The sequence below is a fragment of the Rhodococcus sp. JS3073 genome (assembly GCF_026810085.1).
Taxonomy (GTDB): Bacteria; Actinomycetota; Actinomycetes; order Mycobacteriales; family Mycobacteriaceae; genus Rhodococcus_F; species Rhodococcus_F wratislaviensis.
This window is the reverse complement of record NZ_CP113951.1, coordinates 1,989,412-2,014,262: the sequence shown is the minus strand read 5'-3', so window position 1 is coordinate 2,014,262 and position 24,851 is coordinate 1,989,412. Positions and strand designations below refer to the sequence as shown.

Below are 24,851 nucleotides of genomic sequence, written 5' to 3'. Positions count from 1 at the left end.
CGCTTCAGTGTCGATATATGGATTGCCGAGGGCCGAGGGTGTCATCGCTGGACGATTTCGATACGACTTCGGTCCTTTCGGACACGGTGATGGCGAATGTTGTATGGCCGTCCGAGCTGTTCCCACTCTCCGCCGCTCAGCGTGGAATGTGGTTCGCCCAGCACCTGCTGGGCGACGTTCCGATCGTCATTGCTCAGTACGTCGAGGTCGGTATCGCTGATCTCGACATCGGCCTGCTCGCACGTATCGGACCCGCCGCCCTCCGGGAACTCGGTACCGGACTGCTCCGAATCGTCGAGTGGGACGGTGAGCCGCTCCAGACGGTCGACGAGTCGCTCGGCTTCGAGATGACGCATCTCGACTTTCGTTCCGACCCTGATCCGCGGGCTGCAGCTCTCGCGTGGATGCGCGCCGAATGCAGCAACCCGATTGATCTCCTCCATGATCGGCTGATCCGTTCGGCAATGTTGCGCGTCGCCGACGACTGCTACTTCTGGTACTCGCGAATTCACCACATCGCCCTCGACGGCTTCGGCGCCATGACGTTCATGAACCGTGCCGCGGAGCTGTACACCGCGGCGGTCGAGGGTCGCCCGCCGGCCGAGTTCACCGCGAGTGGATTGCGGGAGGTCGTCGAAGAAGAGGCGCGCTACCGCACGTCGAGCCGGTTCGAGACGGACCGCAAGTACTGGGCCGAGCGCAGCCGCAATCTTCCCCCGACGATCAGCCTCGCCGGGCGGGCGGCCGAGATCGGCGCGCCGTCGCTGGTGAGCAGCGCACCGCTGTCCGCCGCTACGACAGCCGCACTGCAGGGTCTGACCGACCGGGAACCCGGGGCGACGTTCGCGACAGCCGCGGTCGCTGCCGTCTCTGCATTCTTTTCCCGCCTGACCGGCCAGGACGACGTGGTGTTGAGCTTGCCGGTCTCGGCACGCACCACCGCCCGGTTGCGCCGCTCGGGCGGCATGATCTCCAATGTCCTTCCGATCCGACTCTCGGTCGGGGACGAAACGACGTCCGTCGACTTGATGAGACGTACACAACTGGCGCTGACCGGAGCGCTTCGTCACCAGAGGTACCGGCACGAGGACATACGACGTGATGCGGGCGTTCTGGGTGGTCGTCGCGGCTTTTTCGGGCCGTCGATCAACATCATGATGTTCCACGACGAGATTCGGCTCGGTCCGTCGATCGGCCGGCTCCACGTGCTGACCACCGGTCCGGTGGAGGACCTCGCAGTGAACATCTATCCCGGTGTCGCAGGCGACGTGGCGCAGGTCGACTTCGAGGCCAACCCGAATCTGTACACCGAACAGGAGCTGCGCGGTCACCATGCCCGGTTCCTCGAATTCTTTGCCGCCTTCGCCGCGTCAGCTGCCACCGACCGCATCGCCGCTCTCGATGTGCTGCATGCCGACGAACGCGCGGATCTCGTGCCATGTCGCGGTCCGCGGGCAGAGCCGGAGCGGCTCCTCCCCGACTTGCTGGCCGCCGGCGTTGCCTCCTCACCGGACGCAGTCGCGATTCGGGCGTCGGGACGGGAGATCACCTACCACGAGCTCGACCAGCGATCCAATCAACTGGCGCGACTACTGATCGAATCGGGGGCCGGGCCGGAAACCTTCGTCGTGCTGAGTCTTCCCCGGTCGGCGGAGTCACTCGTCGCGTTCTGGGCGGTCGCGAAGACCGGGGCCGCCTTCGTACCTGTCGATCCGAAGCTCCCACCCGAGCGAGTCGCGCACATGCTGTCCGATTCGGGGGCACTGGTGGGGCTCACGCTTCACGAACTGCGTGCAACACTGCCCGACGGGATTCACTGGCTGGTCCTCGACGACGACGAGGTGCGCGCCCGCTGTGACCGCGAGCGGGGCACGGCGATCGGCGACGTGGATCGCCGCGCCCCGCTGTCGGTCCACCACCCCGCGTACATGATCTACACATCGGGATCGACCGGGCTTCCGAAAGGGGTCGTCGTCACCCACAGCGGTCTGTCGAACTTCGCGGCCGGCGCCCGCCCGGAACTCGGCATTCACGACGAATCGCGGATGCTGCGGTTCTCGTCGGCCAGCTTCGATGCCTCGGTGTTCGAGATGATCCAGGCCTTCAGCGCCGGTGCCATGATGGTCGTCGCCCCGCCTGAGGTGCACGGTGGAAGCGACCTCGTCGACCTGCTGAGCGAACAGCAGGTGACCCACATCGTCACGGCTCCCACGGTGATGAACACAGTCGATCCGCGTGGGCTCGAACATCTCGAGGCGGTGGTGGTCGGCGGGGACGTGTGCACCCCCGACCTCGTGGAGCGGTTCGGGCAGGTGTGCCGCTTCACCAACAGTTACGGGCCGACCGAGACGACCATCATTATCACCGCGGGTGAGCCGCTGACGCCGGGCGCACCGATTTCCATCGGCCGGCCGATCCAGGGTACGAGCGTCGTGGTGCTCGACCGCAAGCTCCGTGCCGTGCCCGTCGGGGTGGTGGGTGAGCTCTACCTCGCCGGCCCCGGAGTCGCACGCGGCTATCACCATCGGCACGGGCTGACGGCGAACCGATTCGTGGCCAACCCCTTCGGTGAGCCGGGGTCGCGGCTCTACCGAACCGGTGACGAGGTGCGCTGGGTGCGGTCGTCTCAGGGAACCGGGGCGGGGCACTACACGCTCGAGTTCGTCGGCCGGTCCGACACCCAGGTCAAGATTCGTGGCTTCCGCATCGAACTCGGCGAGATCGACTCGGCACTGCTCGCCCAGGACGGCGTCAACTTCGCGGCGACGGTGGTTCATCGGACGGCGGGCGGCACGACGGCGCTGGTCTCGTACGTGCGCCTCGACACCGGTCGTGAATTCGATCCGGTCGCGATTGTCGAGGGCGTCGCCGAAATCGTGCCGTCCCACATGATCCCGTCGGTGGTAATGCGGCTCGAACACGTGCCGGTGACGGCGGCCGGCAAACTCGACCGCAGTGAACTGCCTCAACCACACTTCGGATCAGCTGAACACGAGTTCCGCGCCGCGTCGACACCGGCGGAGGAGCAGCTCTCGGGTCTCGTCGCCGAGGCGCTCGGCCTCGACCGGGTGAGTGTGGACGACAGTCTCTTCGCGCTCGGCGGCGACAGCATCGTCGCGATGCAGATCGCCGCCCGAGCCAGGGAGTTCGGTCTCAGCTTCAGTGCGCGGGCCGTGTTCGAGCACAAGACGATCGCCGGAATCGCCGCGGTGGCGGTGCCGGTGGAGGCAGAATCGGCGGTCGTCCTCGAGGAGCTCGAGGGCGGCGGCGTCGGGCGTATCCCGCCGACGCCGATCATGTGCTCGATGCTCGAGCGGGGCCCCTTCGACGACTTCTTCCAGGCGCTGCTGCTGACCTTGCCCTCGGATGTCGATCCTGATCGGTTGAGTGCGACGCTCGCGGCGGTGCTCGATCATCATGATGCCCTGCGTTCGAAGTTCGTCCCTGACGGTGACGGTACCTGGGCGTTCGAAACGATGGCTGCCGGTAGTGTGCCGGCCGGCGATCGGATTTCGAGGATCGTCACGGCGGCGGCACCCGGTAGCCGTGCGTTCACCGACGTGGTGAGCGCCGAGTGTGCGGCGGCGGCGGCTCGCCTGGACCCGGAACACGGGATCATGCTTCAGCTGGTGTGGTGTGTCTCCGAATGTGCGGGTGCACCAGGCCGACTGCTGGTTCTCGCGCATCACCTGGTGGTGGACGGTGTGTCGTGGCGCGTGCTGTTGCCGGACCTCGCGACGGCGTGGCTGCAGCTGGGCGCGGGGCAGACGCCGGCGCCGGCCCCGGTGGGCACGTCGTTCCGCCGCTGGGCGTATGGGCTGCAGGACGCGGCAGATCGAGGAGCGCACAGAGCCGAATTGCCCTATTGGCGAGAGGTTCTCGGCGGCCCCGACCCACAGATCGGCACACGTCCGATCGTGCCCACGATCGACACGATGCGCACTACCGGGCGGGTGCACATCGACGTGAGTTCTGCAGTGACCGATGCGGTGCTCGCCCGACTTCCTGATGTGTTCGGCTGCGGCGTCAACGACGGACTCCTGTCGGCGCTGGCGATGGCGGTTGTGCAGTGGCGACACTCGCACGGGATCGACGAACGTTCGGTGCTGCTGACGTTGGAAGGCCACGGGCGCGAGGAGGAGGCCGTGGCCGGCGCGGATCTTGCACGTACCGTCGGTTGGTTCACCAGCGCCTTCCCTGTCCGGCTCGATCTGCCGGCCGTCGATCTCGGCGGGGCCTTCGAGGGTGGACACGCTGCCGGTGTGGTGATCAAAACCGTCAAGGAACAACTCGTCGCGGTGCCTGCCCGTGGCGTCGGATTCGGATTGCTCCGGCATCTCGACGAGAGCGCGAGGCCGATTCTCGGGGGTCTTCCGGAGCCGCAGATCAGTTTCAACTACCTGGGCCGCATGGGCGTGCAACACCTCGGCGACCTGCAGGATCTCGGCTGGATGCCCGACCCCGATGCGCCCGACCTGAATACAGCGAGCGGATCCGGCATGGCCGTGGCCGCGGTGATCGACATCAACGCGATGGTCGTCGACAGCCCCGAGGGACCCCGGTTGACGGCATCGTTCGCGTATCCGACCGGGGTGATCCGCGAGTCCGACGTCGCAACCCTCGCGGATCTGTGGCGAAGCGCCCTCGACGGTCTTGCCGCTCACACTGTTCAGCCCGTCGCGGGTGGTCTGACACCGTCCGACTGCCAGCTGGTCACGGTGAGCCAGAGTCGGATCGAGCGTTGGGAACACTCGCATCCGGGGCTGCGGGAGATCTGGTCGCTGTCCCCGTTGCAGTCCGGGCTGCTGTTCCACTCGACGCTGGCCGCCGATTCGCTGGACATCTACACCGCGCAACTGCGCATCGACCTCGAGGGCGCGGTCGACTCCGCGCGGTTGCGCCGTGCCGCCGCCGGCGTTCTCGCACACCACGCCAATCTGCGTGCCGCATTCGAGTTCGACGACCACGGTATCCCGGCGCAGTTGGTTGTCGACACCGTGGACGTGCCGTGGCGTGAGGTGGATCTGACCGGGTACGGGTCGGCGGCCGGAGAGGAACTCGAGCGCCTCCTCGACGACGACCGCGTCGCCCGATTCGACCTTGCCCGCCCCCCGCTGGTGCGTCTGCTGTTGATCCGCACGGCACCGGGCCGGTACGTGCTGGCCCTGACGAATCATCACATCATCCTCGACGGATGGTCGATGCCACTACTGGTGCGCGAGTTACTGGTTCGCTATGCCACGGACGACGCTCCAGCCCTTCCGGAGCCCCGGCCGTACAGCATGTACCTGGAATGGGTGGCTACCTGCGACAGGGAGGCGTCCTTCCGCGCGTGGGAGCATGCGCTGGAGGGGCTCGACGAGCCGACACTGCTGGCGCCCCAGGCGTCCTCGGAACAGTACGGCGTGCCGGGTGAAGTCGACATCGCGCTGCCCGCGGACCTGATCGGTGCGCTCGACACGGTGGTGGCGCGCCGTGGAGTCACCATGAACACCGTGGTCCAGGCGGCGTGGGGAATACTGCTGTCCCGGTTGCTCTCCCGTCGAGACGTGGTGTTCGGTGCCACCGTGTCGGGTCGGCCGCCGCAGCTGGCCGCTGTCGAGAGCATGCTGGGGCTCTTCATCAACACCGTGCCCGTGCGGGTGCGGATGGACCCGGACGAGACGTGTGCGCAGCTGCTGACCCGCCTCCAGGGTGAGCAAGTTTCCCTGCTCGATCACCATTACCTCGGCCTCGGTGACATCCAGGCGCGCCTGGGTCTGGGCAACCTGTTCGACACGTTGTCGGTGTTCGAGTCGTACCCCGTCGACAAGTCCGGATTCGACGAGCACACCGACATCGCGGGAATGCGAGTGACCGCTCTCGATGCGCGTGACGCCACGCACTATCCGATCACCCTGCTGTCGATCCTCGAACCTCGACTGCGGCTGAGCCTGCGTTACCAGCACGGAATTTTCGATCGCGATACCGTCACGACACTCGCGGCGCGCGTGATCGGTATTCTCGAGACCATCGCGCGCGACGCGGAGACACCGGTCGGCGACGTCGCCCTTTTCGTTCCGAAGGAACGGGAGTTGGTGGTCGACACCTGGAATGCAACGGAACACGAGGTGCCGCGTTTCACCCTCGGCGAACTATTCGACGCGCAGGTGGCTCACACGCCCGACGCCCCCGCCGTCGTGTTCGAGGGGGCGGTGTCGACGTACGCAGAGTTCGATGCCCGCGCGAATCAACTGGCGCGGTTCCTGATCAGCCGGGGTGTGGGCCCCGAATCGCTCGTGGGTGTAGCGGTGCGACGCTCGATGGATATGCTGGTGGGAATCTACGCGGTGATCAAGGCCGGCGGCGCGTACGTTCCGATGGACCCGGACCAGCCGGCCGAGCGGATCGCATACGTCGTGGCAACCGCCGGTCCGGTCGTCGTTCTCACCACCACCTCGGATCGCGCCGCGCTGCCCGCCGAGGTTCCGGCCCTCGACCTCGACACCCTCGATGTATCGGCGCTCTCCGATGACCCCATCCGGGACCGGGACCGGCTGGGGCCGTTGCACGCACGAAGCCTTGCGTATGTCATCTTCACCTCCGGCTCCACGGGCAGACCCAAGGGGGTGGCAGTGCCGCACGAGGGTATCGTCAACCGGCTGCTGTGGATGCAGCATCGGTACCCGCTGAGCGACGACGACGTGGTCCTCCAGAAGACCCCCGCGACGTTCGACGTGTCGGTATGGGAGTTGTTCTGGCCGTTGCAGACCGGCGCGCGGCTGGTGATCGCCGAGCCGGACGGGCACCGTGACCCCGCCTATCTCGAGCGGGTGATCCGCGAAGAATCCGTGACCACGGTGCACTTCGTGCCGTCGATGCTCGCGGTGTTCCTGGCGGAGGCGCATGTCGAGGGGTGCCGTTCGTTGCGCCGGGTGTTCACCAGTGGTGAGGCGCTGCCGCCTGCGACGGCGGCGGATCTGCACCGGGTGAGCGGGGCGGAGCTGCACAACCTGTACGGTCCCACCGAGGCAGCGGTGGACGTGACCTCCTACGAGACCGGGCCGGACGAGTCCACCGTGCCGATCGGAGCGCCGGTCTGGAACACCCATACGTATGTACTCGACGGACGCCTACGTCCCGTCCCCATCGGGGTAGCGGGGGAGTTGTATATCGGCGGCGTCCAGCTCGCCCGCGGATACCAGGCCCGGTCCGATCTGACGGCGGACAGGTTCGTCGCGAACCCCGTCGCGGCCGGCGGAACTGTGCGAGGGGGTAGTCGGCTGTACCGCACCGGTGACCTTGTTCGGTGGCTGCCGACCGGGCAGCTCGAATACCTGGGCCGCACGGACTTTCAGGTCAAGCTTCGCGGCCAGCGCATCGAACTCGGTGAGATCGAGGCGGCGCTGCTCCGGCACGCAGATGTTGCACAGGCGGTGGCACTGGCCCGCAACGACGGGTCCACCGGCGACTACCTCGCCGGATACGTGGTGCCTGCGCCCGGCAGGTCCCCGGACGAGCGGGCGCTACTCGACGCAGCCGCAACGGTGCTGCCCCGGTACATGGTGCCGTCGGCGCTGGTCGTGCTCGCGGAACTGCCGTTGACAGCGAACGGCAAACTCGACCGCAAGGCACTGCCGGTCCCCGAGTTCGCGAGTTCGGCGCAATTCGTCCCGCCCGGCACCCCGACCGAGTACGTTCTCGCAGAGATTCTCGCGGACGTGCTCTGCGCTCCGCGGATCGGTATGTCGGACAATTTCTTCGATCTCGGGGGCAACTCCCTCATCGCGACCCGTGTGGTAGCCCGGATCAACGCGGAGCTCGGCACCGAGTTGAATGTGCGGTCGCTGTTCGAGGTGCCCACCGTCGGGGTTCTGGCCAGGGTAGTCGACCGGACGCACGCCGGTACGGCACCGCGTCCCGCGCTCGCGTCCGGCCCGAGGCCGGACAGGCTTCCCCTGTCCCTGGCTCAGACCCGAGTGTGGTTCTTCAATCGGTTCGACCCCACGTCGAGTGCCTACAACGTGGCTGCGGCACTGCGGCTGTCCGGCTCCCTCGACGTCGACGCACTCCGCCGGGCGGCCGCGGACATCCTCGAACGGCACGAATCGCTGCGCACGATCTATCCCGAATCCTCGGACGGCCCGTATCAGCTGGTGCTGCCGGTCGATCACGCCGCGACCGGCGATCTGATCGACGTTGTGCCCGACGTCGTCCCGGCCGCTGCTCTGGACACACGGATCCGAGCGGCAGTGGCACACGGATTCGACGTGACCACGCAAATCCCGATCGCTCTGACACTGGTGCGGTGCGAGGCTCCTGACGAACACGTGCTGGTGATGGTGGTGCACCACATCAGCATCGACGGGTGGTCGATCCAGGTACTCGCCCGCGATCTGGTGCACGCGTACTCCACGCGCACAGCCGGCGACGCGCCGTCGTGGACCCCGCTGCCAGTGCAGTATGCGGATTACACCCTGTGGCAACGAGACGTTCTCGGCTCCGAGGGCGATCCCACGTCGCTGATGTCGCAGGAGCTCGAGTACTGGGCTGATGCGCTCGCGGGTCTGCCGGACGTGCTGGCTCTGCCGCTCGACCGGCCACGTCCGGCGGTGCGGTCGGGGGTGGGTGCGAGTGTCGATTTCGCGGTGCCGGCGGCGACGATGGTGCGTCTCGCGGCGCTGGCCCGTGAGCAGGGTGCGACACCGTTCATGGTGGTGCATGCGGCGTTGGCGGTGCTGTTGGCGAAGTTGAGTGGGTCTACCGACATCGCGATCGGGTCGCCGATCGCGGGCCGTGGTGATGCGGCGTTGGACGATCTGGTGGGCATGTTCGTCAATACGTTGGTGCTGCGAGCCGATTGTGAGCCGAGTCGGTCGTTCGCGGAGCTGGTGGGGCGGGTACGCGATTCGGACCTCGAGGCGTTCGGCAGGGCTGAGTTGCCATTCGAGCGGTTGGTGGAGAAGCTGAATCCACTACGATCGCAGTCCTTCTCGCCGTTGTTCCAGGTGATGTTGGCGTTCCAGAATTTCGTGCCGTCCAGGGTGGCGCTTCCGGGTTTGACGGTGTCACCGGTGGCGGTCGAGTGGGAGGCTGCGCAGTTCGACCTCTCGATGACTGTGAGTGACGCGGCCGGGGGTGGGTATGCGGGGAGGCTGTCGTATGCAGCGGACATCTTCGATGCTGCGACAGTGCGCGGGATCGCCGAGGGGTTTGTGCGGGTGCTCGAGGCGGTCGTCGAGAATCCGTCCGTCCCGGTGGGCGACGTCGACTTGCTGGGTCCGGCCGAGCGGCAACGCGTGCTCGCGGCTGCGGCCCCTGAGCCATTGCGGGTAGGGCCACGGACGTTGCCGGAAATTCTGGCGGCCGGCGTCGCGTCGAACCCCTCGGGTGTTGCATTGACCTGCGGTGGCGTGGAGATGTCGTATTCGGACCTCGACTCCCGATCGAACCAACTGGCCCGAGTGTTGATATCGCGGGGTGTCGGTCCTGAGACATTTGTCGCGTTGTCCTTCGCTCGGTCCATCGAATCAGTTGTTTCGGTGTGGGCGGTCGCGAAGGCGGGTGGCGGGTTCGTGCCGGTCGATCCGAAACTGCCGGCCGAGCGGATCGAGTACATGCTGGTCGATTCCGGGGCCGTCATCGGGCTTACCGGTGCCGAAACCACATCGCTTCCGGGGAAGGTTGCCTGGCTGGTACCCACGGCGGGCGAGGTGCAGGATCTGTGCGACGAGTTGTCGGCGGCAGAGATCACCGACGCCGAGCGCGGTGCGCCGGTGGCGTTGTCCACTGCGGCCTACATGATCTACACGTCGGGTTCGACCGGGGTCCCGAAGGGCGTCGTTGTAACCCATGCCGGGCTGGCATCGTTCTGTTCGGACACCCGCCTCGAACTGAGTTTGACCGGCAACTCGCGGGTGCTGAGGTTCTCGTCGTCGAGCTTCGATGCATCGGTGTTCGAGATGATCGCGGGGTTCAGTGCCGGAGCCACCTTGGTGGTCGCTCCACCCGAGATCATCGGTGGCGGCGAGCTCGCGGAGTTGCTGCGCGTAGAGCGGGTCACCCACATCATCACAGCGCCGGCGGCCCTAGGGATCGTCGACCCGGACGGGCTCGAGGAACTCCAGGCCGTGGTCGTCGGCGGCGACGTCTGCCCGCCGGAGTTGGTCGCCAAGTTCGCACCCGCCTGTCGGTTCTTCAACAGTTACGGTCCCACAGAGACCACCATCATCATCACCATGACCGATGCGCTCGTTCCGAAGGAACGAATCACGATCGGCACCCCGATCGAGGGCGCCGGAGCGGTTGTCCTCGACGCGAGGCTGCATCCGGCTCCCGTCGGCGTGATCGGCGAGCTGTATCTGTCGGGCCGTGGGCTCGCCCGCGGCTATCACGCCCGCGGTGCACTCACGGCAGCTCGATTCGTGGCCAATCCCTTCGGGGGTTCCGGCGACCTGATGTACCGCACGGGCGATCTGGTGCGGTGGACGAAAGACGGACGACTGGACTTCGTCGGGCGAATCGACTCACAGGTGCAATTGCGGGGTCTGCGGATCGAACTCGGTGAGGTCGAGGCAGCGCTGAGCAGATGCGAGGGAGTCGCGCAGACCGTCGTGGTCTTGCGCAACGATCCCCATACCGGTGAACAACTGCTGGGATACGTAGTTCCCGATACCAACGTCGCCCTCGACCCGCAGGTTCTGCGCACCAGGGTGGGCGAGACGTTGCCGAACTACATGGTGCCGTCGCAGGTGATGGTGCTCGACGCGTTGCCGTTGAATCCCAGTGGGAAGCTCGACCGGCGGGCGTTGCCGGCACCGTCGTTCGTCGTTCGGGAGTTTCGGGCGCCGACCACGCCGGTCGAGGAGGTCGTGGCGGGTATTTTCGCGGAGGTGCTGGGGGTCGAGCGGGTCGGTCTGGACGACGATTTCTTTGCGTTGGGTGGTAATTCGCTGGTTGCGACGCAGGTGGTGTCCCGGTTGGGTGCGGCGTTGGACACCCGTGTGCCGGTTCGGGTGATCTTCGAGGCGTCGACGGTGGCGGCGCTGGCGGTGCGGGCCGAGCAGCATGCTGGTGAGGGTGGGCGGCCGGCGTTGACGCGTCGGGTGCGGCCGGCGCGGATTCCGTTGTCGTTGGCGCAGCAGCGGATGTGGTTCTTCAACCAGTTCGACCCGGAGTCGGCGGCCTTCAACATTCCTCTGGTAATCAGGCTGTCCGGTGATCTGGACATCGAATCGCTGCAGACCGCATTGGTCGACGTGATCGACCGGCACGAAGCGTTGCGCACAACGTTCCCGGACTCGGACTACGGGCCGTCTCAGGTAATCGTCCCCACATCGGCGCTCGCGCTGAGTGTGACGCCGGAGCGGGTCGCTCCGGACGAGGCGCATGCCCTCGTGCTCGACTTCGTCGGGCGCGGGTTCGACGTGGCCCGGGAAGTCCCGTTGCGCGTGAAGCTGTTCCAGCTCGACGATGACGAGTTCGTGCTGGCGATGGTAGTGCACCACATTTCCAGCGACGGCGGCTCGGTAGCGCCGATGTCGCGCGATATCGTGGTGGCGTATGCCGCGCGGCGTGAGGGGCACGAACCGGGCTGGTCGCCACTCGAGGTGCAGTATGCGGACTACACCCTGTGGCAGCGGGAGATTCTCGGCGCGCAGGACGATCCGACGTCGCCGATCTCGGAACAACTGCGGTACTGGACCGACGTTCTGGCAGATCTGCCGGAGATGGTGGAGTTGCCGACGGATCAACCGCGTCCGGCAGTGCAATCGCCGCGCGGCGCCAAGGTCGGCTTCACCCTGAGTTCAGATCTGGCCGAGCGTATCGATCACCTTGCACGAGAATTCAACTCGACCTTCTTCATAGTGGTCCATGCGTCGTTGGCGGTGCTGATGGCCCGCCTGAGCGGAACCGATGACATCCCCATCGGCACACAGATAGCCGGACGCGGCGATCCGGCACTCGACGACCTCATCGGGATGTTCGGAAACACTCTGGTGCTGCGCAGCCGCGTCGACCCCGCAATGTCGTTCGCCGATGTTCTGGCCGAGGTCCGGGAAGTCGACCTCGCCGCATTCGGCAACCCCGACGTTCCGCTCGAACGTCTGGTGGAAGTCCTCAATCCCATGCGCTCCACGGCCCATTCAGCACTGTTCCAGGTACTGCTGGTGGTTCACAATTTCGTCCGGTCCAGGGTAACTCTGCCCGGCCTGGAGATCGCCCCTCTGGAAACGGACTACGTCGGTGCGAAACTCGATCTCGAGATCCACTTCACCGACACCTCGGATTCCGCGGGGCATCGGACCGGAGTCGAGGGATCAATCGTCTATGCGCTCGACCTGTTCCGGGAATCGACGGTCGCCCGATTCGCGACCCAACTCGTCACCATCCTCGAGGCGGTCACACGCGATGTGACCATACCGGTGGGCGAGATCGAGTTGCGCAGCGTCGACGAGCGCGCGGCGATGGATCGATGGAATGCCACAGCCGTGGATGTCAGGGGCGGGACCCTGGTGCAGCTCTTCGACGATCAGGTACGCCGGACGCCGGATGCGGTGGCGGTGGTGTTCGAGGAACAGTCGTTGACCTACGCCGAGTTCGATGCTCGCGCGAATCGGCTGGCCCGATACTTGATTTCACGAGAGGTGGGACCGGAGTCGCTGGTGGGACTGGGCATGAGTCGCTCCCTCGAGATGATGGTGAGCGTTTACGCCGTGCTCAAAGCCGGTGCCGGGTACCTGCCGCTGGATCCGGAGCATCCCGCAGACCGCAACGCGTACATGATTGCGACCGCGAAACCCGACGTGGTGCTGACCACGTCCTGGGACCGCGGTGACCTGCCGGCGTCGGTGGACGCCGACGAAGTCGACATCCTGGACCTGTCGGACTTCGGCTCGGAGACGGTGACCGACGCGTCCAGGCTGGCGCCGCTGCGGCCCGAGAACCTCGCCTACGCGATCTTCACGTCCGGCTCCACAGGGCGACCGAAAGGCGTCGCGATCAGCCACCGCTCGGTGGTCAACCAGATTGCATGGATGCGTAGCCGCTACGCGCTCGGCGATCGCGACACGGTGCTGCACAAGACGCCCATCACGTTCGACGCGTCGGTGTGGGAGTTGTTCTATCCACTGCAGGCCGGTGCCCGATTGGTGATTGCCGCGGCTGGCGGACATCGTGATCCCGAATACCTGATGCGGATGTCGGACCGGTGGCACGTCACGATCCTGGAATTCGTGCCGTCGATGCTCGCACTGTTCCTCGCGGAATCGTCGCTCGCGCTGCCGCGGTCGCTGCGGTACGTCTCGGTCGGCGGTGAAGCGTTGCCCTCGGAATCGGCCGCTCGGTTCGCCGCGCGCACCGAGGCGGCGCTGGACAATACGTACGGTCCGACGGAAGCCACGGTGACCTCGACCGTGCACCGCTGTCTGCGGGGTGTGTCGGGTCCGATACCGATCGGGAGACCGATAAGGAACACCCGCACGTTCGTGCTGGACCGCCGGTTACACCGCGTGCCCGTCGGCGTGCCGGGGGAGTTGTATCTCGCCGGAATCCAGCTCGCCCGCGGCTATCACGCCCGCGGGGCGCTCACGGCAGAACGATTCGTCGCCCATCCCTTCGCCGACTCCGGTGAGCGGCTGTACCGCACGGGTGACCTGGTGCGGTGGAATTCGAACGGTGACCTCGAATACCTGGGTCGCACCGATTTCCAGGTGAAGCTACGTGGCCTGCGGATCGAACTCGGGGAGATCGAGGCCGCGCTGACGGCAGACGAATCGGTGAACCAGGCCGTCGTGGTCGTGCGCGACGGTGACTTCGGTCAACAGTTGGTCGGGTACGTGCTGCCGACCAGCGGGCGAACCGTCGACGTCGAGACGACACGCGAGGCGGTGCGCACATCGCTGCCGCGATACATGGTGCCCGACGTGCTGGTGGTCGTTGACGCGTTGCCGTTGAATCCCAGTGGGAAGCTCGACCGGCGGGCGTTGCCCGCGCCGTCGTTCGTCGTTCGGGAGTTTCGGGCGCCGACCACGCCGGTCGAGGAGGTCGTGGCGGGTATTTTCGCGGAGGTGCTGGGGCTCGAGCGGGTCGGTCTGGACGACGATTTCTTTGCGTTGGGTGGTAATTCGCTGGTTGCGACGCAGGTGGTGTCCCGGTTGGGTGCGGCGTTGGACACCCGTGTGCCGGTTCGGGTGATCTTCGAGGCGTCGACGGTGGCGGCGCTGGCGGTGCGGGCCGAGCAGCATGCTGGTGAGGGTGGGCGGCCGGCGTTGACGCGTCGGGTGCGGCCGGCGCGGATTCCGTTGTCGTTGGCGCAGCAGCGGATGTGGTTCCTCAACCAATTCGACCCGGAGTCGGCGGCATACAACATTCCGCTTGTGGTCCGCCTGTCCGGTGAACTGGATGTGGCAGCGATACAGGCTTCGGTGCTCGACGTGTTCGCTCGACACGAGGCCTTGCGGACGGTGTTCCCGGACTCGGACCAGGGGCCGACGCAGAGCATCGTGCATGCGCCGCGAGTGTCGATGGACCTGACGCCGATTCCGGTCGCGGACGAGGAAGAGCTGCGGATGCGGGTGGCCGCATTGCTCACGGCGGGCTTCGAGGTCACGGAATCGGTTCCGGTGCGCGGGGCGCTGTACCGGGTGTCGAAGTCCGAGCACGTCTTGGCGGTGGTGGTGCACCATATCTGCGCGGACGGTTTCTCGACCGGACCGATGGCCCGAGACATGCTGGTGGCATACGCCGCCCGGCACGCCGGGCATGAGCCGTCCTGGACGCCGTTGCCGGTGCAGTATGCGGATTACGCGTTGTGGCAGCGGGAGGTGCTGGGTTCGGAGGACGATCCGGGATCGTTGATGTCGCAGCAGATCGCGTACTGGGCGGATGCGTTGTCGGGGCTGCCGGATGCGCTGGCGTTACCTACCGACCGGCCACGCCCGGCGGTGCGGTCGGGCCTCGGTTCCAGCGTGGATTTCACCGTCCCGGCGGCGACGGTGGCGAGTCTGGTGTCGCTGGCGCGAGAGGCGGGTGCGACACCGTTCATGGTGGTGCATGCGGCGTTCGCGGTGCTCTTGGCGAGGCTGAGTGGGGCGACCGATATCGCGATCGGGTCGCCGATCGCGGGCCGTGGTGATGCGGCGTTGGACGATCTGGTGGGCATGTTCGTCAATACGTTGGTGTTGCGGACTCGGTACGAGCCGGACGAATCGTTCGCGGAGTTACTGAGGCGGATGCGCGATGTCGATCTCGCGGCGTTCTCCCGGGCGGATGTTCCGTTCGAGCGATTGGTGGAAAGGCTGAATCCGATCCGGTCTCAGTCGTTCTCTCCGCTGTTTCAGGTGATGTTGGCGTTTCAGAATTTCGGTCGGCCTGCGGTGGAGCTTCCGGGATTGACGGTCTCGCCGGTGGAGGTCGATCGGCAAGCGGTGCAGTTCGACCTGTCGATGACTGTGGGTGAGTCGGCAGATGGCGGGGGTGGATTCGTGGGAAGGCTGTCCTACGCGACGGACGTTTTCGACGCCGCGACGGTGCGCGAGATCGCGGGGCGGTTCGTGCGAATTCTCGAAGCGGTGGTGGATGACCCCATGATGGTGGTGGGCGACATCTCGATCGTCGACGAGAACGAGCGGCATCAGATGCTGCGCGAATGGAACATCACAGGACACGACGTCCCGGATGGACTGCTGCTCGACGGATTCGATGCGCAGGTAGCCCGAACACCGGACGCGGTGGCAATCGTGTACGACAACGAGTCGCTGTCGTATGCCGAGTTCGCTGCCCGGGTGAACCGATTGGCTCGTAGATTGATCGACGAGGGTGTGGGACCGGAGTCGTTGGTGGCATTGGGGATGCGCCGGTCGCTGGAGTTGGTGACGGGAATCTACGCGGTGCTCCGAACGGGTGCTGCATTCGTGCCGTTGGACCCCGATCAACCCCCGGCACGCAACGACTACATCCTGGAAACCACAGGACCCGTGTGCGTCCTGTCCACCTCCCGGGACGGATTCGACACGTCCCGGAATCGGGTGCTGAACGTCGACGCCCTGGATTTGTCGGTGTATTCGTCCGAGCCGGTCGGGGAGTCCGAAGTCGTGACGTCCGCGCGGCCCGAGAATCTGGCGTACGTAATCTTTACATCGGGATCGACCGGACGACCCAAAGGGGTTTCGGTCAGCCACCGCGCGATTGTCAACCAAATGTCCTGGTTGGCAGCCGAATACGAGTTCGACGACTCCGACGTCGTGGTGCAGAAGACGCCGGTGACGTTCGACGTGTCGATGTGGGAATTACTGGTTCCGCTGGCCGTCGGTGCCCGGATGATCGTCGCGCGTCCAGACGGGCATCGGGATCCGGACTATCTGCTGTCACTGATGCAAGAGTCCGGTGTCACCGTGGCCGCGTTCGTACCGTCGATGCTGGCGGCGCTCCTCGCCGATCCGGAGGCGTGTCTACCGGATTCGTTGCGGTGTGTTTTTGCCGGTGGCGAAGAACTGCCGGTGGAATTGTCCGAGCGATGCGCGTCGCGGTCGAAGGCTCGTCTCGACAACAAGTACGGTCCCACCGAATATGCGGTCACTGCGACGTCCCACCGATGCGACGGACTCGAGCGGGAATCGGTACCGATTGGTGCACCTGTATGGAACACCACCGCACTGGTCTTGGATCGACGTCTCCACCCGGTGCCCGCCGGGGTCGAAGGAGAGCTGTATCTGGCAGGAGTGCAGCTGTCTCGCGGCTATCATCGCCGCCAGGGGCTGACGGCGGAGCGATTCGTGGCCGATCCGTTCGGGGCAGCAGGGACGCGTCTCTATCGCACCGGGGACGTGGTCAAGTGGAACCCACGCGGACAGCTGGTGTATCTGGGTCGGCAGGACTCTCAAGTGAAGGTCCGGGGGCTGCGTATCGAACTCGGCGAGATCGAGACCGCGCTGGTGGCACAGCAGTCGATCGCGCAGGCCGTTGTGATCGTGCACGACGGCGACTTCGGTCAGCAGCTGGTCGGGTACGTGGTCCCCGCGAGGGGTCGGTTGGTCGACATGGAATCGGTTCGGGCCACGGCAGGCAGGTCGCTGCCCCAGTACATGGTGCCGGACGTGCTGATGGTGCTCGACGGATTGCCTCTGACCGCGAGCGGCAAGGTCGATCGGAACGCATTGCCCGCCCCTGAGTTCACGAAGCGGGAGTTCCGGGGGCCGACGACGCGCGTCGAGCGAATCGTGACCTCGGCCTTCACCGACATTCTCGGTGTCGAACAGGTGGGGCTGGACGACGACTTCTTCGCGTTGGGCGGCAATTCCCTGGTCGCGCCCAGGATCGTCGCCCGATTGAAGCAAGACCTGAGTGCGGCAGTTCCGTTGCAGTGGCTGTTCACCGATCCCGCCGTCGAAGCATTGGCCGCTCGGATCGAGAAGGGGGCCACGGGCACGGCAGGGGAAGGGTTCGGGCCGCTGCTTCCGATCCGTGCGGACGGTAAAGCGACGCCGCTGTTTTGTATTCATCCGATCGTCGGACTGTCCTGGTGTTACTCGGGTCTACGTCAGTACCTCGACCCTGATCTGCCGATCTACGGCATCCAGAGCCCGTCGATTCTCGAAGACAGCTATCTTCCGGAGTCTCTCGACGAACTTGCGGACCGCTACGTCCGTGAGATCCGCCATATCCGACCATCCGGGCCGTACCGACTGCTCGGCTGGTCACTCGGCGGCGTCATCGCGCATGCGATGGCGGTCCGGATTCAGGCAGCCGGCGAGAGTGTGGAATTGCTGGCCATGATGGACAGCTTCTCCGGCGCGACGGCGGTCGAGAAAGGGTCGCCCACGGATGTCTCGGTGAGTGAGTTGCTGGGTGGGTTCGATATCGAAGAGAAAGTAGTCGAGCGCATCTCCGACCCGAGCCTCGGTGGTATCGCTGTCGCGCTGGCCGAAATGTCCGGACACTCCGTAGAACACACCGAGAAGGTCGTGAGGCAACTCGAGTCGGCGGCGGACCGAAACTCGAGGTTGATGTCGGAGTACCGGCCTGCATGCTTCGACGGAGACATTGTGTTCTTCACCGCGGCGGCCGACGATGCCACCGGCGCGAGGGCGGCCCGCGGATGGGAGAATGCCGTCACCGGGGTGGTGCACAACCACGCCGTGGCAGTCACGCATTGGCAGATGACGTCACCCGACGCTCTCGCCGTCGTCGGCCCGATCTTGAACGAGGCACTGAGGGAACAAACCGAATAGCGAACAGATCAGACGAATGACCGCTCACCGCGCGAGCAGAGCCTCACAGGACCGCGCCGCGCACGCGCACGCCTGAACCGTCGCCGTGTCGATGACCGGGCGTCCCGCCTGGGACCGCCAGAACCGCAGGGCCGTCAGCGCGACGCGCGAGATCTGCTCCGGGGCGGCGTCGTCGGGCATGCCGAGGCGGGTGTGCGGCGACATGCCCTCGCCGCCGAGCACCCGCTCGAGCAGGACGACGTCCGCGTCCCGCAACTGCAGACCGCTGGTGCGCAGTCCCGACAGCACCCGCAGTTCCCGGAACACGTGCGTGTCCGCGAGCAGCCGGTCGGCCGCCCTGCTCAGGCTGCGGCTCGCCGACGACGGTGTGCGGGCCAGCACGGCCTTCAGCGACCTGAGCGCCGAGTGCGCCTTCAATTCGGTGCTGCGCTGACCGAACTGCAGATGCAGTGTGCGGCGAAGGTCCTCGAGGCCACTGTGCGTCGTCAGCTCGCGGGCCAGCGCCGGCGCGTCGGTCGCACCCGCGCGAATCAGCCTGACCGCGAACCGGATACCGAAGAGGCCGAAACAGTCGAGGAGGTCGCGTCGCTGCCGCGCCGCCAGCAGGAGATCGGCGTCCTCGGCGGTGAACCGGGTGACCGAGCGCAGCGCGGTTTCCAGTGTGCTGTCCGGAACGGCTGCGAGCACGGAGAGGTCGTCGAACTCGGTCTGACGCAGCGTCCGGCCGCGGAGCGCGAGAAGTCCCGACACGGCGAGCAGGCTCCGTTGCACCCGGCGACCCGCGTCGTCCGCGGCGGCCCGGGCGGCCTCGAGGGTGCGTTCGCGGCCGCCCTTCACCTCGTCGGCGCGCGACAGCACACCGACGATGCCGAGCGGACCGGTCGCCGTGCCGACCCGGGTCTGCAACTGGTCGAGCAACCGCACGTCCGCGCCGTCGGTGCCCCGGGTCAGGTAGACGACGGCGTCGACGTCGCACGGCCGGTCCTCGGGAAGGAGCAGCGCCCGGGTGCGCGCCGACACGTCCCGCGAGTTCGACGAGGTTCCGGGAGTGTCCACCAGCGTGAACTCGCCGAGCAGCGCCGACGGCCACCCCACCTGCAGTCGCTCCACCCGATCCGCGGTCACCGTCCCCAGATCCAGCGAGAGTCTGCCCTCGTCCCGGTGCACGGGCAGTCGCGTCCGGCGTCCGGAGTCGTGGGTGAGATCGATCCGCGGCGTGGCGGACTGCTCGAACCAGGTGACCACCCGGGTGCACTCGGTGGCGTCGGTGGGCGCGATCTCCTCACCGACGAGGGCGTTGAGCAGCGTCGACTTCCCGGCCTTCAGCGTCCCGGTGAGGGCGACGCGGAGCGGCTCCTCGAGACGGGCGCCGCAGTGCCGGAGTTCCTCGACGGAGGCGGGGTCGCCGCGCAGTTCGTGCCGGGCGGCATCGATCAGCTGACGGGTCTGCGCTCCCAGGCGAGTGACGCTCATGCCGCCACCCGCCCCGTGAATCCGGCGGCCTGCATTCGGATCTGCCGCAGCGTGTCGAGTTCCGTGCGGATCTGCGCCGACCGCGTCGCACGGTGATCGTCATGCATCTTCGACGCGTCCGTCGCCGCGCGCAACGAATCGTCGACGGATCGGAGCATCTCGTTGGCCAGGTCGGTGAAATGGTCGCGCAGGACGCGCTGCACCTCGCGCAGCCGCTGCTTCGACTCCTTGCCCACCTGGAAGATGACGTCGTCCATCAATCTCGACACCGCCACCTTCGCCTCCGCCTGTCTGCGGGCGGTGCGCGCCTTGCGGTCCTCGCGATACGTGTTGGCGCCGAGCAGAACTCCGGCACCGATCGAGAAGGGATTCACCAGTGCCAGGCCTGCGAGGCTCGTGACGAGGCCGACCATCAGCACGCCACCGTACGACCCGCGCATGCTGGAGAGGACGCGTTGTGTGAAACCCTGCGCGCTCTCCAGGGATTCGAGGGTGTTGACGGGTTCGAGCACATGGTCCACGTCGTCGATGCGCAGCGCGGGAACCGGGACCTTGCCGTCCTCGGCGAAGCGTTGTGCGACCGAAAGGGCGAGGGCCCGCGAACGGGTGTGGGCCATCACGAAGTTCTCGCGCACACACGTCGCGATCTCGCCGTCGAGCCAGGAACCGAACTCCTCCCACCGCGGTGCCGGGTCGGACTTGCCGATGTCCTCCTCAGCCGCGCGGATGACGGTGCGCAGACGATGACGTAGGTCGTGCTCGATGTCCGTCATCAACTCGACAGCCCCGTCGGCCAGCGTGTACTGCCAGTTCGCGGATCGCTGCCGGAGCTGATCCGCCGCCGCGCGTGCCCGGGTCATCTGTTCGAGCAGCGCGGCGCCGCGCCGCGGATCGCCCAGCGCATCCAATTCGGCGCCCAGCGACAGCGAGAGATGGTCGGTGACGGTGCGAACATCGGCGATCACCGAATCGCGGAGCACGACATCCGCTTGTGCGACGACCTGATTGCGCAGGTAGTCCACCAGTTGCGGGATGCCGGATTCGACGTCGAGCGCGTCGTCACCGGTCTCGTGGGCGTCCGCGTGCATCAGTGCGGACACCGGCAGCAGCGGCAGCGGTAGGTCCGCATTCTGCAGGTGGGTGCGGTTGGCTTTCTGGATGTGCGCCCAGCGCGGATAGAAGTCGATCTTGTTGACGACGCAGATCACCATCGGGCACAGCTGGTGCACCTGCGTGAGCAGGGCGATCTCGGGTTCGGTGTATTCCTGGCTCGCATCGGAGACGAACAGCACCGCGCCCGCCGTGGGGACGAGTGCCAGGGTGTCCGCGGCGCGGGCGGGAGCGTGACCGGAGAATCCCGGTGCGTCGACGAGCACCAGTCCCTCGGCGAGCAGGTCGTGGGGGAGCGTGATCGTCGAATCCGGGTCCGATGCGACAGGCCCGTACTCGACGACCACCGGCTCGTGCCGGGACTGCGCGGTCGCCGACACATCCGCGTCGACGAGCGCACCTGCCACCGAACTGACACCCTTGTCGGTCAGGCCGAGAACCACGACCCGCGTGCGCGGATCGGCGAGACGAGACTCGGTGTGCGACAGCCGGGTCAGGAGATCGCCGCGACCCGCAGTCCGGGTGAGTGCCGCGAGTTGCGTCAGCAGCGCCGCCATCGACGCAGTGGTCTCGGCAGGAAGATTCGAGCGCGAAGGGGTGGCGACGGCGGGGGATTCGAGGGTGGCGTTCATGATCTCCGCAAGAGTGGGTGACGGACGTTCTGGAGAGGGGAGTGGCGGGCCCGCGTGCAGGGGAGTCGGCGGGCCCGCCACGTCGAGGTCAGAACACGTGCTGGTCGACGGTCGTCGTCGCAGTCAGGCTCTGATCGTGGGTGTCGAGAGTGGTACCGGAATCGGTCGTCAACCCCGACGACAGGCTCGTCGCACTCGTCGCATCGAGTGACGTGCCGGTGTCGAGTGCGGCGCTCGAGTCATACGTGGTGCTCGAGTCGTACGAGGTCGCCGTGTCGAAGGTCGTTGCGGTGTCGGTCGTACTCGTGAGGTGGGTCGTGGTGGTGTCGGTTGTCGTGGTGGCGTTGCCGAGATCCGTGTTCGAGGTCGTGTGATCCGCCGACCCGAGATCGCCGGTCGCCGCGGTGCTGGCGACAGCCGTGGGCGGGGTGGTCTCCTGGGACTGGCCGTGGTCCGCGGCCGGCGCCGTTGCCGCCGTGGGAGTTGTCGCTGTGGTGGTCGCCTCCGGTGTCTGGGTCTGGGTCGCGGTGGCCGTCACATGGTCGTCGGTCGCGACAGACGATGCTGTCGTCGTCTCGGATCGGCCGAGATCCGCGGTGGGCGCCGTCGCGTTCTGCGTGGCGGAGTCGGATGTCGTCGCCGCTACTCGTGTGCCCTCGTCGGCAGAGGTCGAAGTGGGCTCCGAACTCCGCGTATTCTGCTGATCCGCAACCTGATTCTGATTCTGTGTATACGTCACCGCCGTATCGGAGTGGGTCGACACCGGGGTCGTCGTGATCGGCTGGGCCGTGGGTGCGGCACTCGCTGCACCAGGTTGCACGGCGGCGGGCGACGTCGGTGAGGACAGCGATGCCGTCGGTGCCAGAGTCGACGGCTGCGTCGCAACCGGGTTGGCCTGAGTGAACGCAGGCTGTGAGGTCTCGTGGCCGGCTCCCGCTCCCGCGACATTGTGGGTATCGGTGCGTCCGTCGTGGTCGGTGGCGTTGTTCTGGTGGGTCTGGTTGCCGGTGTCGTGTCCGGCGTTCTCGAACCCGCGGCTGCTGTTGTCGCGCGGTGAATCGTGGCGGGATTCGTCGGCCGACTGCGAATTACGCTGCGGTGCACCGTGCTGAGCGGCTTCTCCGCCGGTGGGATTCGTCGGGTGGAGGTCGCGCAGGAGCCCGTCGAGTCCGTTGCGAAGAAGGTCCGCCGCGTGGGGTGCGCCGCCCAGGTCGGGTTGCGGTGGGTGGATTTCGCTTCTCGTCATGAGTGCTCCTTCATCTCGGTTTGCCCCTTCGAGGCGACTGCCGACGACGGTATGGGCCGTTCCTGGGAAGACCATGGGAGGACGCTGCACCTTCCCTAGGGGCGCGCGAAGCCGCACACAGGAACATCGCAGGAAGCACACAGTGGTCGGCACAGGAAGGCGGTTTAGCGTTTCGATCGGCAGGAAAGACGCCTGCCGTCACCACGGAACGGAGATCACGACATGCGGACATCGATGGGGATCAGTATGGGTTCCGACTCGTTCGTGTCCGCGCAGATGCACGGTGAATCGCAGATGCACCGGGAGCGCGACGGGTTCGCGGTGGTGCGGCACTCGGCCGAGCTCGTGCTGTCGTCGAGCAGCGCGCCCGCCCTCGGCCCGCACCGCAGCGGTCCGCTTCCTCAGGGCAGCATCGTGTTTCGCGACTTCATCGACCGGGTCGGTGATCCGGTTCCGGTGATCGGCGACGACGGAACCCGGACCCCGGCCGCGCAATTGGTGACCACCGCGCTGGACTGCCTCATTCGTGGCCGCACCCCGTCGCCCGACCACGTGGTGGTTGGGGCTCCGGCGGGCTGGTCGGAATACGCCGTCGAGGAACTCGAGGACGAGATCCGCCGCTGGGGTCTGCTGCAGCATCGCACCGTCACCGTGATCCCCGAAACCATTGCGGCACTCACATGGATCTCCGGAGTCGAGACGCTCGACGACTACGCAACACTGCTGCTGTGCGACGTCGGAGCCCATTCCCTCGACCTGACCCTGGCCACGAGGCGCGGCGCCGATTTCGGTGTGGTCCGATCGACGCGGAGCGCCGACTTCAGCGGCGACCACGCCGACCGGCTGCTGATGGAACACGTGGTCGCGCTCGTACTGAACACGAACCCGGACTTCGACGTCGACGATCCCGCCCACCACGGTGCGCTGACCGAACTCGCCGCCCGCTGCCGGATTGCGAAGGAGCGGTTGTCGCAGGACACCTCTGCCGTGGTGACCGTCGAGCTCCCCGGAATCCGACGCCAGATACGCGTCATGCGGTCCGAATTCGAGGAAGTCATCCGCGGATCACTCACCCGCGCCGCGTACACGGTGGCCCGTGAACTCGAACGCCTCACCGAGATCGGCACCCCCGTCGACGCTGTCGTCCTCCTCGGCGGCGGAGCAGCGGTCCCGCTCGTGTCGGAACTGTTCTCGACGGCCGTGGACGTCCCACTCGTCGTCTCACCCGAGCCGGCGACGGCGTCCGCCCGCGGCGCGGCGGTGATCGCCGAACGGGCATCGCTACAACAGTCGGGTTCCCGGGTGATGTCGGCACCGGGACCCCGGGTGACACCACCGGCGGCGCCGCGACCGGTCGTGGCAGCAGCGTCGTCGCGCGTGCTGCCCCCGCCCGCATCGGCTGAGGCGCCTACCCGGCGCGTCGCACCGCCCGCAACGATCGTTGTGGCGCCGAGGAGTGTGCCGGCGAGGGAGGCGCCGAAGTCGGGGATCCGGGGATGGATGGTGGCGGCGAGCGTCGTCGTGCTCGTCCTCCTCGGCGCGGGCGCGGCGGCGACCCAACTGATCGGCCAGGACGACGCTCCCTCGGCGACGTCCACCACAACTTCGTCCGTCGAACAGGCTTCGTCGGCCGACGAGACCGCGCAGGACGACACCGTGCAGGAATACACCGTGCAGAACCCGGCGCCCGCCCAGCCGATGGGCGGCGGAATGCCGGGACGCGGCGGTGCCGGACCGCGGTAGGTCAGATCTCGGTGAGTGCGCGAGCCGACAGTGAGGCGTAGATGAGCATGAACACGAACAGCATCCAGCCCGCACCCTGCCAGATCGGCCACCGGCCGCCTGCCCGCCACACCCGGTATGTCTGCACGAAGGCTCCGACACCGCCCAAGAGCAGCAACGTGGGTGGACCGAAGACGAGGACGTACTTCTCCCCGCCGGCACACTCCATCATCGACTCGGCGCAGTCACCGGACCCGATCGACATCCACGCGACCGAAAGGAGCGCGACGAGGACTGCACCGGCCATCACCGCCACCGTGTACGTGGCGGCGTGGCGAAAGGTGAGATCGGCGCCCGAAGTCATCATGTCGGAGGTTACGCCGTGCGCAACGCGGGCCGTCACGGAAACAGCAGCGCCCCCACCGATCACGGTGGGGGCGCTGCTGCTGTTCACTGCTG

At 66.7% G+C, this 24,851-nt stretch carries 6 protein-coding genes; 2 read left to right on the top strand and 4 right to left on the bottom strand.

The genetic code is table 11. The annotated features are described in order from the left end of the window. Positions 1-17 precede the first annotated feature (17 nt). Entirely contained in the window at positions 18-18,209 is an 18,192-nt protein-coding gene (locus OYT95_RS09355) for a non-ribosomal peptide synthase/polyketide synthase (protein WP_442972550.1), read from the top strand. A 24-nt stretch (positions 18,210-18,233) separates the two neighbouring features. Here OYT95_RS09355 and OYT95_RS09350 read toward each other — a convergent pair whose 3' ends face one another. The 3 genes from OYT95_RS09350 to OYT95_RS09340 all read right to left on the bottom strand — a co-directional run bounded on the left by OYT95_RS09350 (position 18,234) and on the right by OYT95_RS09340 (position 22,670). After that, a complete protein-coding gene (locus OYT95_RS09350) occupies positions 18,234-19,682 on the bottom strand; it encodes a dynamin family protein (RefSeq protein WP_268791248.1) in 1,449 nt (482 codons plus the stop codon). After that, positions 19,679-21,424 carry an Isoniazid-inducible protein iniA gene (locus OYT95_RS09345; protein ID WP_268791247.1) on the bottom strand — a complete coding sequence of 582 codons (1,746 nt, stop codon included), beginning with the start codon at positions 21,422-21,424 and terminating at the stop codon, positions 19,679-19,681. The genes OYT95_RS09350 and OYT95_RS09345 overlap by 4 nt, the downstream gene beginning before the upstream one ends. 88 nt (positions 21,425-21,512) lie before the next feature. Next, positions 21,513-22,670 (bottom strand): hypothetical protein, encoded by a 1,158-nt coding sequence (locus OYT95_RS09340; RefSeq protein ID WP_268791246.1) that lies wholly within the window; start codon positions 22,668-22,670, stop codon positions 21,513-21,515. Positions 22,671-22,916: 246 nt separating this feature from the next. On the opposite strand from OYT95_RS09340, the gene OYT95_RS09335 reads away from it, so the two are divergent. After that, positions 22,917-24,413, top strand: a complete 1,497-nt coding sequence (locus OYT95_RS09335) for an Hsp70 family protein (protein WP_268791245.1) — start codon at positions 22,917-22,919, stop codon at positions 24,411-24,413. 1 nt (position 24,414) lies between these two features. Here OYT95_RS09335 and OYT95_RS09330 read toward each other — a convergent pair whose 3' ends face one another. Then, complete coding sequence (locus OYT95_RS09330; RefSeq protein ID WP_268791244.1) at positions 24,415-24,846, bottom strand: hypothetical protein; 432 nt, start codon at positions 24,844-24,846, stop codon at positions 24,415-24,417. Between the last annotated feature and the right edge of the window lie 5 nt (positions 24,847-24,851).